The organism is Kitasatospora sp. NPDC057595 (assembly GCF_042800875.1).
Classification (GTDB): domain Bacteria; phylum Actinomycetota; class Actinomycetes; order Streptomycetales; family Streptomycetaceae; genus Kitasatospora.
The window spans coordinates 243,246-256,664 of the sequence record NZ_JBHVGL010000002.1 but is presented as its reverse complement, the minus strand read 5'-3'; the positions used below and the strand labels follow the sequence as shown (position 1 = coordinate 256,664).

The 13,419-nt window shown below is 72.0% G+C and carries 11 protein-coding genes; 1 reads left to right on the top strand and 10 read right to left on the bottom strand.

Going from position 1 to position 13,419, the window contains the following annotated elements:
- Positions 1–119: 119 nt before the first annotated feature.
- The 6 genes from ccsB to hemL form a co-directional block, all read right to left on the bottom strand.
- Complete coding sequence (gene ccsB / locus ACFU9E_RS04565) at positions 120–1,253, bottom strand: c-type cytochrome biogenesis protein CcsB (protein WP_380685031.1); 1,134 nt, start codon at positions 1,251–1,253, stop codon at positions 120–122.
- Positions 1,254–1,256: 3 nt separating this feature from the next.
- Positions 1,257–3,041, bottom strand: coding sequence for a cytochrome c biogenesis protein ResB (locus tag ACFU9E_RS04560; RefSeq protein WP_380685032.1), 1,785 nt, complete (start codon positions 3,039–3,041; stop codon positions 1,257–1,259).
- 3 nt (positions 3,042–3,044) lie between these two features.
- Complete coding sequence (locus tag ACFU9E_RS04555; protein ID WP_355358021.1) at positions 3,045–3,818, bottom strand: cytochrome c biogenesis protein CcdA; 774 nt, start codon at positions 3,816–3,818, stop codon at positions 3,045–3,047.
- On the bottom strand, positions 3,815–4,420 hold the full coding sequence (locus ACFU9E_RS04550; RefSeq protein ID WP_380685033.1) for a TlpA family protein disulfide reductase: 606 nt from the start codon (positions 4,418–4,420) through the stop codon (positions 3,815–3,817). The genes ACFU9E_RS04555 and ACFU9E_RS04550 overlap by 4 nt, the downstream gene beginning before the upstream one ends.
- A gap of 242 nt (positions 4,421–4,662) precedes the next feature.
- Positions 4,663–5,310 carry a histidine phosphatase family protein gene (locus tag ACFU9E_RS04545; protein ID WP_355358893.1) on the bottom strand — a complete coding sequence of 216 codons (648 nt, stop codon included), beginning with the start codon at positions 5,308–5,310 and terminating at the stop codon, positions 4,663–4,665.
- A gap of 61 nt (positions 5,311–5,371) precedes the next feature.
- Entirely contained in the window at positions 5,372–6,700 is a 1,329-nt protein-coding gene (gene hemL, locus ACFU9E_RS04540; RefSeq protein ID WP_380685034.1) for a glutamate-1-semialdehyde 2,1-aminomutase, read from the bottom strand.
- 468 nt (positions 6,701–7,168) lie between these two features.
- On the opposite strand from hemL, the gene ACFU9E_RS04535 reads away from it, so the two are divergent.
- Positions 7,169–7,651 carry a hypothetical protein gene (locus tag ACFU9E_RS04535; RefSeq protein WP_078881187.1) on the top strand — a complete coding sequence of 161 codons (483 nt, stop codon included), beginning with the start codon at positions 7,169–7,171 and terminating at the stop codon, positions 7,649–7,651.
- A 79-nt stretch (positions 7,652–7,730) separates the two neighbouring features.
- Here the strand turns inward: ACFU9E_RS04535 and ACFU9E_RS04530 are convergent, their stop codons facing one another.
- The 4 genes from ACFU9E_RS04530 to ACFU9E_RS04515 all read right to left on the bottom strand — a co-directional run bounded on the left by ACFU9E_RS04530 (position 7,731) and on the right by ACFU9E_RS04515 (position 13,342).
- Positions 7,731–9,494, bottom strand: coding sequence for an LCP family protein (locus ACFU9E_RS04530; RefSeq protein ID WP_380689271.1), 1,764 nt, complete (start codon positions 9,492–9,494; stop codon positions 7,731–7,733).
- Positions 9,495–9,621: 127 nt separating this feature from the next.
- Complete coding sequence (locus tag ACFU9E_RS04525) at positions 9,622–10,155, bottom strand: MarR family winged helix-turn-helix transcriptional regulator (RefSeq protein WP_380689270.1); 534 nt, start codon at positions 10,153–10,155, stop codon at positions 9,622–9,624.
- Between the two features lie 35 nt (positions 10,156–10,190).
- Positions 10,191–11,522, bottom strand: a complete 1,332-nt coding sequence (locus ACFU9E_RS04520) for a hypothetical protein (RefSeq protein ID WP_380689269.1) — start codon at positions 11,520–11,522, stop codon at positions 10,191–10,193.
- A 134-nt stretch (positions 11,523–11,656) separates the two neighbouring features.
- Positions 11,657–13,342 (bottom strand): RICIN domain-containing protein, encoded by a 1,686-nt coding sequence (locus ACFU9E_RS04515; protein ID WP_380689747.1) that lies wholly within the window; start codon positions 13,340–13,342, stop codon positions 11,657–11,659.
- Positions 13,343–13,419 lie beyond the last annotated feature (77 nt).

Sequence of the window (13,419 nt, the reverse complement as noted above, 5' to 3'; positions counted from 1 at the left end):
ATTTCCTCCTCAGTTCCTCCCCGTGCCGGACCGGGCGGCCGGCACGAACTACCCCAATCGCACCTCGGCCCGGCTTCCTCGTCTGGAGTGCCGGGCCGGTGGGTGGGTTCCGGTACCGGTCAGAGCCCCGCGTAGGAGTGCTTGCCGGTGACGAAGATGTTGACCCCGTAGTAGTTGAACAGCCAGCAGGCGAAGGCGGCGAGCGCCAGGTACGCGGCCTTGCGTCCCTTCCAGCCGGCGGTGGCGCGGGCGTGCAGGTAGCACGCGTAGGCGACCCAGGTGATGAACGACCAGGTCTCCTTCGGGTCCCACTCCCAGTACTTGCCCCAGGCGGCCTCGGCCCAGATCGCGCCCGCGATGATGGTGAACGTCCACAGCGGGAAGACCAGGGCGTTGATCCGGTAGGACAGCTTGTCCAGGGTCGCGGCGGCGGGCAGCCGGCGCCAGATGGACGGCGAGGTGCCGAGCGGGCCCTTGGCCAGGCCGGCCGCCATCCGCTTGTCGAAGGAGTCCTTGCCCAGGTACAGCAGCGTCGTGACGAAGCCCGCGTAGAAGGCGCCGCCGCAGATGATCGCGGTGGAGACGTGGATCGCCAGCCAGTACGAGTGCAGGGCCGGGACGAGCTGCTCGGACTCGGTGTACAGCACCTCGGTGGCGATGCCGAGGGTGAGCACGACCGCCAGGGTGACCGGCAGGCCGAGCCAGCGGACCGGCTTCTTCGTCAGCAGCAGGCCGACGAAGGCCGCCGTCATGGCGAGCGCGAAGGCGCAGGAGAACTCGTACATGTTGCCCCACGGCCAGCGGGAGACCGAGAGGCCGCGGGTGAGGACGCCGCCCGTGTGCAGCAGGAGGCCGAGGACAGTGAGCGAGACCGCGATCCGGCCGGCCAGGTCGGCCCGCTCGCTGGTGCCGGCCGCGCCCGGGCCGTCGACCTCGTCGTCACCGCGCCCGCTGGTCACCACGGTCGCGCCCGCGCCGGCCAGTGCGGTGCGGGTGAGCGTGGTGGTGCCGCCGCGCGCCGAGGCGACGGTGACGGTCACCTTCCGGGCGCCCTTGGCCTTGGCGTCGGCGTCCGCCACGGTCTCGGCGAGGCCGGCCTGCTCGATGGAGCGGACGGCGACGGCGCCCTTCGAGCCGAAGGTCCACTCGAACATGTAGGCGAACATGGCGATCAGATAGACCGCCATCGCCGAATAGATCAGCTTGTTGGACAGGTCGGCCAGCTGCGGGTCGACCTCCGAGGCGAGGTGCACCGTCTACTCCTTGGAGTTCGGGTCGGCGGGAACTGCGGATTCTTCGGGTGCCGCGGCCTCGTCGGGCTCGTCGGGCTTCTCGGACCCGTCGGGCTTCTCGGACGCGTCGGACTTCTCGGACTCGTCGGCCTCGTCGTCGAGCGCGGGCGCGTCGTCCTGGAGGTCCACCGCGAGCGCGGCCAGCTCCTCGGCGATCTTCGCCGACTCACTGCGGCCCAGCCCGGCCAGCTCGACCAGCGTGCCGCCGTCCGGCAGCGCCACCGCCCGCACCCAGATCCGGCGCCGCTGGATGAACAGCGAGCCGATCAGACCGGCGATCGCCGCCACCGCGCCGACCAGGGCGATGCCGTTGCCCGGGCGGTGCGAGATGTTGAAGCTCGCCCACTGCTTGTAGCCCTCGAAGGTGACCGTGCCGTAGTCGTCCGGCAGCTCCCAGGCCTGGCCGGGCTTCAGCCTGGCCTTCGCCGGCTGGCCGTCCTGCTGGAGCTGGGTCAGCTTCCTGGTGTTGAGCTGGTAGATGTTCTGCGGCAGACCGGAGTCGGTGCCCAGGTCGCCCGCGTAGACGTTGAGCACCAGTGCCGGGTCCGCGTCACCGGGGAACAGCGAGCGCGGGCCGGTGTTGCGGTCGAAGGCCACCGGAGCGGTCGGCAGGAAGAAGCCCGAGAAGCCCAGCTGGGTCTTCTGGCCGTCCTTCTCCCCGTAGTCGGAGACCTTGACGACACCGGTGGAGGTCAGGTTGCCGTCCTGCGGGAGGAACGGGGTGGCACCGGTGTAGACGATGTCGCCCGCCTTGTTGCGCACCGTGATCACCGGGGCGTAGCCGTGGCCGATCAGGTAGACCTTGCTGCCCGCGATCTCCAGCGGGTGGTTGACCTCGATCGTGCCCGCCTTGAGCTTCGCCGGGTCGCTGCCCTCGAAGTAGTCGACGTGCGCGGTGAACTGCCGGGCGCTGCCGATCTGGTCGCCCCGGTCCTGGAACTTCGAGGTGAAGTTGTTCAGCTTCACGTAGAAGGGGTCGAGGTCGTCGCTGCCGTAGAAGCGGGTGCCGGTGAAGTCGTCCAGCTGCGTGATGGTGTTGCCGTAGCCGTCACCCTCGACCAGCAGCTTGCCGCCGGTGCCGCTGGCCAGGCTCGCCCAGGCGAAGCCGCCGAGCAGCGCGAACAGCGACAGGTGGAAGACCAGGTTGCCGACCTCGCGCAGGTAGCCCTTCTCGGCCGCCACCGCGCCGCCGTCCAGGTGCGCCCGGAACCGCCGCGCGCGCAGCAGCCGGTGGGCGGCGGTGTTGACGGTCGCGGCGTCCGCGTCCGTCCGCCAGGCCGCGTACACCGGCATCCGGGTCAGGTTGCGCGGCGCCGCCGGCGGCCGGGAGCGCAGCACGCCGACGAACTGCCAGGTGCGCGGCACGATGCAGCCGGCCAGCGAGACGAACAGCAGGATGTAGATCGCCGAGAACCACACCGAGCTGTAGACGTCGAACAGCTGGAGCTTCTCGTAGATCGGCGCGACCGTGGTGTGCTGCGCCTTCCAGGCCTGGACCTTGAACTGGTTCTGGCCGTTCTGCGGGATCAGCGAGCCGGGGATGGCCGCCAGCGACAGCAGGAACAGCAGGATCAGCGCGACCCGCATCGAGGTCAGCTGGCGCCACATCCAGCGCAGCCAGCCGAGCGCGCCGATGCCGGTGGGGCCGTCGGAGTCGGCCGGGGCGGTGGTCAGCCGCTCGGCGGCGTCCTCGGCCGCGCCCTGCGCCGCGTCCCCGCGCTGCTCGCGGTCGGTCGTGGTCTTGGTCACGGGTCAGATTCCGATCGAGAAGTCGCCGGTGCGGACTCGCAGCTCGTTCACCAGTGAGTCCCAGGCCCCGGTGACGAGCAGCAGACCGACCACGACGAGCATGCCGCCGCCGATCCGCATGACGAGCGGGTAGTGCCGCTTGACCCAGCCGAAGGCACCGAGCGCCCGGCGGAAGGCCAGCGCGGCCACGACGAAAGGTACGCCCAGGCCCAGGCAGTAGGCGGTCATCAGCAGGGCGGCGCGACCGGCGTCGGCCTCGTTGAAGGCCAGCGTCTGGATCGCCGACATGGTCGGGCCGAGGCAGGGCGTCCAGCCGACGCCGAACACCACGCCCAGCATCGGCGCGCCGAGCAGACCGACGGCCGGGCGGCGGTGCGAGCGCAGCTCGCGCATGCTCAGTCCGGGCACCAGGCCCATGAAGGCCAGGCCCATCAGGACCGTCACCGAGCCGAGCACGATCGAGATGATCCGCTTGTGCTCCTGGAGCGTGTCGCCGAAGAAGCCGAACAGCGCGCCACCGGAGACGAACACGGCGGTGAAGCCGAGGATGAACAGCAGCGCGCCCGCCAGCATCCGGCCGCGCCGGGCCCCGCGCGCGTCGGCGAGGTCCGCGGCCGAGAAGCCGGTGACGTAGGAGAGGTAACCGGGGACGAGCGGCAGCACGCACGGCGAGAAGAACGACACCAGGCCGGCCGCCACCGCGATCGGCGCGGCCACCAGCAGCGCGCCGCTCTGGATGGTCCCGACGTTGTCGGCGAGTTGGACCGCCGCACTCACCGCTGCTGCTCCGCCACGATCGGCTGGAGCATCGACTCCAGGTTGTCGTCGGTCTGGCCGCCGAGGGCGCGGGCGGCCAGCTTGCCCTCCCGGTCGATCACCAGGGTGGTCGGGATGGTGTTCGAGTTGAGGCTGCCCTTGGGGAACTTGAGCAGCTCGGTGCCGGCCGGGTCGTAGATGCTGGGGAAGGTGACGCCCTTCTCCTGCTCGAAGCGGAGGGCGTTCTTGACCTCGGGGTCCCTGGTGTTGATCCCGAGGAACTGCACGCCCTGGTCCTTGTACTTCTCCCAGACCCGCTGGAGGTCGTCGGCCTCCGAGCGGCACGGTCCGCACCAGGAGCCCCAGACGTTCATCACGACGACCTTGCCCCGGTAGTCGGAGAGCTTGGTCGGGGTCCCCTCCAGGGTGGTTCCGCCGATGTCCGGCGCGTCCTGGCGGTGGCCCTGGGCGACCGTCGAGATGGTGCTGCCCTTGGCGGTGACGAAGCCGATCTGTCCGTCGCCGCCGGCCGAGGAGCCGGACGAGCTGCAGCCGGTGAGGACCAGCGCGGCAGCGGCGGCGGTGACCGCGGCGGCTGCGACACGGGGACGGGGGCGCGTCATGCCAGACATGTGAAAAGTTTCGCATGGAGTCACGGGCGGGCCCCGGGGGGTCCGGCCTTGTCTGCCGGACCCCCTCTGACCTGCGACGGGACCATCGACCCTGGTGTCGCGGGGGTGTGACCCAGGTCTTACTCACACAGCTCTTACGTCGAATCGGGAACCATGGACACCGTTCCGCACGTCCGGGCCTCTTCGGCGTACCCGGATTCCGGGTGCTCCCGGAGCCGGTGTCAAGCCCTTTCTCAGGCGCCGAAGCTCTTGCCCACCGGCTTGCTCTTGCCGCCCTTGCCGACCAGGTGGGCCGGCAGCAGGTCGCGGGCCGGCTCGCGGTAGCCGACCGAGACGATCCGGTCCCCCTCGTAGGTGAAGCTGGTCAGCGAGGCCAGCGAGCACTGCCGGTTGCGCGGGTCGTGCCAGAGCCGGCGGCGCTCCACGAAGGAGCGGACGATCCAGATCGGCAGCTGGTGGCTGACGCAGACCGCCTCGTGCCCGCGCGCGGCGTCCCGGGCGGCGGCCAGCGCGCCCATCATCCGCACCGCCTGCTCCAGGTACGGCTCGCCCCAGGACGGCTTGAACGGGTTGGTCAGGTACTTCCAGTAGGACGGGTTGCGCAGCGAGCCGTCGCCCACTCCGAAGGTCTTGCCCTCGAAGATGTTCTCCGCCTCGATGAGCCGCCCGTCCACCGCGAGGTCCAGGCCGTGTGCCTTGGCGATCGGCGCGGCGGTCTCCTGGGCGCGCTCCAGCGGGGACGCCACCACGTGGGTGATGTCCCGCCCGGCGAGGTCCTCGGCGACCCGCTCGGCCATCTCGCGGCCCAGCTCGGACAGCCGGTAGCCCGGCAGGCGCCCGTACAGGACGCCCTCCGGGTTGTGCACCTCGCCGTGCCGCATCAGATGGACGACGGTGATGTCCTTGGCGCTCACTTCTCAGTACTCCTGGGACTCGTAAGGACTAGGCCGTGGCTTCGGCGGCGGCCCGGGCGGCGGCGGGCAGCGCGGCGGCGATCCGCTCCAGCGCCCGCTCGTCGTGCGCGGCGGAGACGAACCAGGACTCGAAGGCGGACGGCGGCAGGTAGACGCCCTCGGCGAGCATCGCGTGGAAGAACGCGGTGAAGCGGAACGCCTCCTGGGTCTTCGCCTCGGCGTAGTTCGTCACGGTGTCCTCGGTGAAGAACACCGAGAACATGTTCCCGGCGGTCTGCAGCCGGTGCGCCACGCCCTCCTTGGTGAGCGCGGTGGAGACCAGCCCGGAGACCTCGGCGGCGACCCGGTCGACGGCCGTGTACACCTCGTCGGTGCAGCCCCGCAGCTGGGCCAGGCCGGCCGCGGTGGCGATCGGGTTCCCGGAGAGGGTGCCGGCCTGGTAGACCGGGCCGGCCGGGGCGAGGTGGGCCATCACGTCGGCACGACCGCCGAAGGCCGCGGCCGGGAAGCCGCCGCCCATGACCTTGCCGAAGGTCAGCAGGTCGGGCGCCCAGCCCTCGTTCGCCGCCTCCAGGCCGTACCAGCCGGCCTTGGAGACGCGGAAGCCGGTCATCACCTCGTCGGAGATGAACAGCGCGCCGTTCTCCCGGCAGAGCCGGGCCAGACCGCCGTTGAAGCCGGGCAGCGGCGGGACGACGCCCATGTTGCCGGGCGAGGCCTCGGTGATCACGCAGGCGATCTCGCCGGGGTGGGCCCGGAAGGCCTCCTCGACGGCGGCGAGGTCGTTGTAGGGCAGCACGATGGTGTCGCCGGCCTGGGCGCCGGTGACGCCCGGAGTGTCCGGCAGGCCGAAGGTGGCGACGCCGGAACCGGCGGCGGCCAGCAGCGCGTCCACATGTCCGTGGTAGCAGCCGGCGAACTTCACGACCTTCGCGCGGCCGGTGAAGCCGCGGGCCAGCCGGATCGCCGACATGGTGGCCTCGGTGCCCGAGGAGACCAGGCGGACCTGCTCGACCGGGGCGACCCGGGCGACGATCTCCTCGGCCAGCTCGACCTCGCCCTCGCCGGGGGTGCCGAAGGAGGTGCCGCGGGTCACCGCCCGCTGCACGGCGTCCAGGACGGCGGGGTGCGCGTGGCCGAGGATCATCGGGCCCCACGAGCAGACCAGGTCGACGTACTCGCGGCCGTCGGCGTCGGTCAGATAGGGGCCGCTGCCGGACACCATGAAGCGCGGCGTACCGCCGACGGCGCGGAAGGCGCGCACCGGGGAGTTGACGCCGCCGGGGGTCACGACCGACGCGCGGTCGAAGAGCGACTGGGACTTGGGTGCTTCGTAGGGGTAGCTCACGGGAGACATGGTCTCAAATCGTGTCCTTCACCTCTGCATGTCGGACCTCATCATCTGGAACGATGATCCGGGCGCCCGAGTCTGTACGGTTATCCGTACAACGGGGCCCCTGGCTGCGCCGGCTACCCGGACCAGTCAGACTATGTACCCAGAGTGTCTCCGGAGTTCCTCCGGCCGCGAGGCCGGACGGACGCTCCGGGTCGATGCAGGGGTGTGGAGAGGACTGCCGCGTACCGCGACTGGGTACGGCGGCGCATGACGGGTAAGGAGCACGTCCGGTGGGACACCGGACGTGCGGGGGTCTGTCGATTCCGGCGAATTCCGGTGAGGATGGTCCGAGTGTCCGAGGCGCAGGACGGCCACGACGAGGTCGCGGGTGGCCCCCGCCGGCCCGCCGAGACCGCACGCGGGGGTACGGGAGCGGGAACGGGGCGTAGCGGCCGAGGCCGTGAGAGGCGGGGTGAGGGACGCGTGGGGGTGACGTACAAGTACTTCGGCGCACCCGACCGGGCGACCGCGGCCCGGGTCCCGACCGCCCTCGGGCCGGGCGGTCTCGGGCTGGACGCGGGCGAGCTCGGCTCGCTCGGCCGGCTCGGCGACCTGATGGAGACCAGCGGCTCGCCCAACGGCCACCTCTCCACCAAGATCAAACCGGAGACCATGAGCGCCATGGTCCTCACCGGGATCCAGGGCGTGCCGCTGCACCAGGTGCCGCCGCTGGAACTGGTGGTGCTGCACCCGGACTACGCCGTCGTCCAGCTGCCGCACAACGTCGTCGAACCGCTGCGCAAGGCGGACGAGACCGAACTCGGCGCCGCCGCCTTCATCTGGTCCACCGTCCCCGACCGCCGGGGCCCGCGCGACGCCTTCGTGATCTACAGCATGCTGCACGAGTGGCAGGACTTCGCCAACCGCCTGCACGAGGCCGGCCACCAGCTGTACTGCCTGGTCTGGCCCTGATCGGTTCCGGACGCGAGCGGGGCCCCGGCCGGAAGCCGGGGCCCCGTTCGTCGTCGGCCGCCGGCGGTCCGGCGCGGGGTCAGCCGCCGGAGCCGTAGGTGGTGTTGGCGCAGATGTCGTCGTCCGCGGAGCGCACGTCCTCGGTGACCGAGGTCGGCAGCGGGGCGGGCGCGGCCGGGGCGGTCGTGCCGGCGGCGGCGTTGGCGTCGGCGTAGTCCTTGCCGAGGACGACGCTGATGCCGGGCGCCGAGCTGGGGGTGAGGGTGGCCCCGGGGAACAGCTCGGCGACCTTCTCGGCGTTGGCCTTCTGTCCGGCGCCGTACTCGATCGTGGTGGTGAGCTTGTTGGTGGACTTCGCCTGGGACACCGAGCCGACGGTGAACTGCGCCGCCTTCAGGGCCTCGCCCGCCTTGGCGCCCAGCCCGTTGGCGGTCGTTCCGTTGAAGACCTTGATCGCGGGCGCCGGGGCCGCGGGAGCGGTCTTCGTGGCGGCCGCGGTGGTGGTCGGCGGGGCCTCCGGGGTGACCGGGGCCGCCGGGGTGGCGGGCGCGTCGGGCTGCTGGCCGGTGGCGTCCTTGCCGTCCAGGGTGCGGTCGGCGCGGATCGCCTCCCACAGCCTGTCGGAGTCCGGCTTCACCAGGTCGAGATTGGCCTCGTTGTAACGCCAGGGCGGAGTCACGAACTTGAGGTCGTGCAGGTCGATGTTCTTCAGCGACAGCGCGAAGGACATGAGCTTGTCGACCGAGCCGAGACCCTCGTCGACGCGCAGCGACTTGGTGGCGGCGTCGGCCAGCGGCAGCAGGGTCGTGGGCTCCAGGCCCTTCTTCTTCACCGTGCTGATCATCGAGCTCATGAAGGCCTGCTGACGCTTCATCCGGCCGATGTCGGAGCCGTCGCCGATGCCGTGACGCAACCGCACGTAGTCGAGCGCCTGCTGGCCCTCCACCTTCTGCGGGCCCTTCTTCAGGACCAGGGCGCCCTTCGCGGGCAGCTTTTCGTTGAGGTCCTTCTCGTAGATGTCCTTGGGCAGGCAGACGTCGACGCCGCCGACGGCCTTGGTCATCGCCGAGAAGCCCTGGAAGTCGACCACGATGGTGTGGTCGACGCGGATGCCGGTGAGCTTCTCCAGGGTGTTCTGGGTGCAGGCGGGGTTGCCGTCCGGCGCGCCGCCCACCGTGAACGCGGCGTTGAACAGGACGTCCTTGCCCTTCTGTTCCTTGGTCCACTTCCCGTTCGGGAGCTTGCACGGCGGGATGGTGACCAAGGTGTTGCGCGGGATGGAGACGCCGATGGCGTTCTTGTGGTCGGCGTAGACGTGCAGCAGGATCGTGGTGTCCGAGCGGGCGCCCTCCGAGTCGCCGCCGCCCAGGTCCGAGTTGTCGCCACCGCGGCTGTCGGAGCCGATCAGCAGGATGTTCACCGGCTTGTTGCCGTTGGCGTCCGCCTCGGCCTCCGGCGGGCGGTCCTTGCTGAGCGCGTCCGCGTCGATGGTCTTGATGTTGCCGTTGAGCTTGTAGTAGATCGCGCCACCGGTGCCGGCTATCAGCACCAGTGTGCCGACGGCTGTCCAGCCGACGATCTTCTTGACGTTTCGTCGGGGCTTCTTGCCGCGCCCGCCGGAGCGGCGGTGGCCCTGGCCGTTCGACCCGCCGTCGCCGCCCTGTCCGCCCTGTCCGCCGCGGCCCTTGGACTGCGCCGCCCGCCGGGCCTCGGCCCGCCCGCCGGGCCTGGGCGCGGGGACGGAACCGCCGGCCGCACCGGTGCCCGCGTCGCCCGTCGAGCCGCTCCGGGCACCGCTGGAACCCGCCGAGCCGGTCGAGCCCTCCGGACGCGGCCGGGCCACGCCGGACTGACTCCTGTCTCGGCGACCCGACATCCCCGCACCTCTTCACGGCTGTGCCATCGAACGATCAGCGGCCAGGACGTCCCCCCTGGCGCCAGGTGGAGCATACAAGCCGACCGGAAACCGACTACCGCCGCGCCCTGGGCTCGTCGCCCGGACCCCGGCCGCGCGGGCGGCGGGCCCGGCGCACCGTCCGCTCCGAACCGACCGGATCGGCCAGTGCCCCGCCCCCGTCCACCAGGCGGGTCAGCGCCGCGACGAAGACCGTCCGCTCCTCCCCCGGCAGCGACTCCAGCACCTCCCGGTGCACCCGGTCGGCGATCGCCGTGCCCCGCTCGACCGCCCGCGCGCCCGCCTCGGTGACCCGCACGATCCGGGCCCGGCGGTCGGCCGCGGCCGGACAGCGCTCGGCCAGACCGGCCCGCTCCAGCTGGTCGACGGTCACCACCATGGTGGTCTTGTCGAGATCGGCCAGCTCGGCCAGCCGGCTCTGGGTGCGCTCGGCCGCCAGCGCGTGGAAGAGCACGCAGTAGGCGCGCGGGGTGACGCCGAGCTCGGTGAACGCCGCCGCCATCCGGGTCGCCAGGACGTGGCTCGCGTGGTCCAGCAGACCGGAGAGGTCGCGGATCTGGCGCACGGTCGGCGTGCCGCTGGTCGTCATGACGTCGAGGTTACGCGGCCCTACGGAGGCCGGTTCTACGGGATGCCGAGCTCGAACAGCGCGTACCCCGCGTACCATCCGGCCGCCACCGCCGGCATCGCGACCAGGCCGCCCAGGGTCGACGGCCGCAGCCGGCGCAGCGCCACCGCCAGGCCGATGAACAGCGGGAAGGCCGGCAGCAGGTAGCGCGAGATGTTGCCGTAGATCTGGTTGCTGCTGAGCGCCAGGACGATGGTCAGCACCGTGTAGAGCACCAGGACCAGCGGCGGCCGCAGGCGCAGCAGCAGCACCAGCAGCCCGGGCAGGGCGATCAGCAGGCCCACCGCGATGAGGTCCGGCGCCGGGTTGGACTGCCAGAACGTCCAGTGCCCGGTGACCGTGTCCAGGGTGCTGCGGGCGGTGGAGGCGCCCCAGTCGAAGTAGCGGTTCCAGGCACCGCGCTGGAGCTTGAAGTAGCCGGTCCAGTCGCCCATCCGGTAGCCGACCCAGGCGACGTACCCGAGCAGGCCCCACGGGGTGATCAGCATCGCGGTCAGCGGGCGGGCCACCCCGTCGGTGCGCCGCACCAGCGCCACCAGCGCCGAGATCGAGACGGCGGCGATCAGCGCGACCGCGGTCGGCCGGTTGAGGCCGGCCACCAGGGCGAGCACCCCGGCGGCGAGCCACTGGCGGGTCATCACGCAGTAGCAGGCCCAGGCCGAGAGGGCGACGAACAGCGAGTCCGAGTAGACCGCCCACTCCACGCCCGAGCCCGGGAACAGGCCCCAGATCACCGCCGCGATCACACCGGCCCGGAAGCCGCCGAGCCGCGCGGCGACCGCGAAGATCCCGGCCGCGGCGACGAAGGAGGCGATCACCGAGACGACGATGCCCGAGCCGTACGGGCCGAGCCCGGTCACCGCCCCCACCAGCCGCATCAGCCAGGGGTAGAGCGGGAAGAACGCGGCGGAGTTCTCGTAGTAGGTGGCCAGCGGGTAGCCGTGCAGCGGGATCAGCTGCGGGTCGTAGCCGTTCTCGGCGATCCGCTGGTACCAGATGCCGTCCCAGGTGCCGAGCACGTCCCAGGGCCGGGCGCCGCCGCCGCGCCCCGGGTCCTTCTTCAGGAAGTCCTCGGTGTGCGAGAGCAGCAGCAGGAAGACGGTCAGGCCGGTCGCCTTGACCACCGCGTACGCGCCGAGCGCCGGGGCGTAGCGGTCCACCAGGGCGCCGAACCAGCCCGGGGACCGGTCCGCCGCCGTGGGCTCCCCGGGAGCCCGCGGGTCCTGCGCGGTCTGCGGGTCCGCCGCGGCGGCGGACGACGGGGTGGCGGACGGCGGGGGCACGCCCGCGCTCCCGTCCGACGACTCGGTGCTCGATGCCGCGCTCATCAGCTCTGGTACTCCCCGCCCCGCTCGTGACCGGTGCGCCGACCGACAGCGCGACGCCGGGCGAGCCTACGGCACCGCCGCCACCGGGCGGGCGGGGAGCCCGCCCGGTGGACGGCCGGTGGTTCGGGGACGGGTCAACCGTGCAGGTGGACGGTGCCGAGCTTGGTGAGCCGCCACAGCTGGGCCGGGGCGCCGGTGTCGGCGGCCAGCTCGACGAGCGGGTTGCCCTTGGCGTCGAGCCGGCCGGAGGCGGTGACCAGCTCGGCCCGGTCCTGGGAGTCGGCCACCTTCCACAGGCCGTCACCGGCGGGGGTGAGGACCCAGTGCTGGTTGCCGCCGCCGTTGCAGCGCCACTGCTGGATCCGGGTGCCGGGGGCGGTGGAGCCGCCACTGGCGTCCAGGCACATGGTGCGGTTGCCGCTGAAGTCGAGCTCGTAGGAGCCGCCGGCCCTGGCCTCCAGGACGAAGGACTGGTTGAGCCCGCCGGTGGCCGGATAGGTGATCGCGGGCCGGCCGTCGGTGGCGTCGCCGTACGTCCCGCCGCCGGTGAGGTCCAGCACCCGGCCGTCGGCGGCATTGGCCAGCTGGAACCAGGCGCCGTCCTCGGGCCCGTCCGGGAACGGCTTGCCGGGGGTGAGCGGTTCGATCGAGGTGGTGTTGCGCTGGTCGAGGGAGCAGGCGGCCTGGGCGAGGTCGGGGCGGGCGTAGAACTGGCCGAGGCAGACGCCCTCGCCCCGGTAGCCGGCGACCCTGAGGTGGTAGGACTGGCGGACCATGTTCATGCACAGGCCGGGGATGCCGATCTGCTGGTCGCAGCCGTTGCGGACCCACTCGGCGAGGTTGATGACGTCCCCGTTGGTGTACTCGTAGGGGGAACTGGTCCACTCCGCGCAGACCTCGTGGCCGAAGGCGACCCGGCGCTGGTCGAGGTAGCGGACGCCGGGCACCTGTTCGGCCGCGGCGCGCAGGGTGTCGCTGAACAGCGGCACCACCCAGTTGTGGCCCCAGGCGAGGTCCTCGGGGAAGGCCGGGCAGCCGTCGGCCACCTTGCCGAGGAAGTCGTTGCGCCGGATGTCCGGGGTGATCGGGTTGAAGTAGGACTGGTAGACCAGTTGGTAGGAGTCGTCGGCGTAGCCGGCCCGCCGCATGGTCTGCCGGACGTTCTGCAGGGCGGCGACCACCTTGGGCCCGACCCGCTCCGCCCGCCGGGCGATCTCGGCGCTGCCGATGGTGTCGCGGCAGCCCTGGTCCTTGGGCACCGGGAAGTACTGCGCGAGGCAGTGCATCATGATGCCGCTGAAGTCGAAGTCGTCGTTGGCGCCGATGGTGACCACGACCAGCTTCACGTCGTACGCGGCGGCCACGCCGGCCAGCTTGACGTCCTGCTTGGGCTCGCCGAAGTCGCCGCTGCCGGGGCCGGTGATCCTCGCCAGCCCGGGGTCGCTCACCAGGTCGCCGGTCTGCGCGCCGGAGCAGGCGAGGTCGATCGGGGTGACCCCGGGGATGTCGGTGACGAAGATCTCCGACTTGGGGTGCCGGTGGCAGTAGTTGGTGGGGCTGTCAGTCTCCGGGAAGTAGGCGTCGCCGGTGTCGGTGCCGGCGCCCTCCCCGGAGATGGCGCTGTCGCCGAGGGCGACGATCGCGGCCGGGCGGGTGGTGGCGGCCGTGGGGGCGGCCGGGGCGGTGCCGGCGAAGGCGGCGGGGGCGCCGGCCAGGCCGAGGCCGGCGACGAGGGCGCCGGCCGCCAGCAGTGCGCCGAGCGGGGAGCGCCGCGCGACCGTCCTGGACCGCCGCGCACCTCCCCGTGGTGACCTGTTCACACGCGACTCCTTGCGGGTGGGGCCGCCCGGCCGGGAACGCCGGACGGGGAGGAGCGAAGAAAGGTGAGCAGGTCTCA

Excerpts from the sequence above, each read along its gene's own strand:
- ACFU9E_RS04525 (WP_380689270.1), bottom strand. The coding sequence starts at position 10,155 with ATGACGACCAGCGGCACGCCGACCGTGCGCCAGATCCGCGACCTCTCC.
- ACFU9E_RS04550 (WP_380685033.1), bottom strand. The coding sequence starts at position 4,420 with ATGACGCGCCCCCGTCCCCGTGTCGCAGCCGCCGCGGTCACCGCCGCC.
- hemL (WP_380685034.1), bottom strand. The coding sequence starts at position 6,700 with ATGTCTCCCGTGAGCTACCCCTACGAAGCACCCAAGTCCCAGTCGCTC.
- ACFU9E_RS04520 (WP_380689269.1), bottom strand. The coding sequence starts at position 11,522 with ATGAGCGCGGCATCGAGCACCGAGTCGTCGGACGGGAGCGCGGGCGTG.
- ACFU9E_RS04545 (WP_355358893.1), bottom strand. The coding sequence starts at position 5,310 with ATGCGGCACGGCGAGGTGCACAACCCGGAGGGCGTCCTGTACGGGCGC.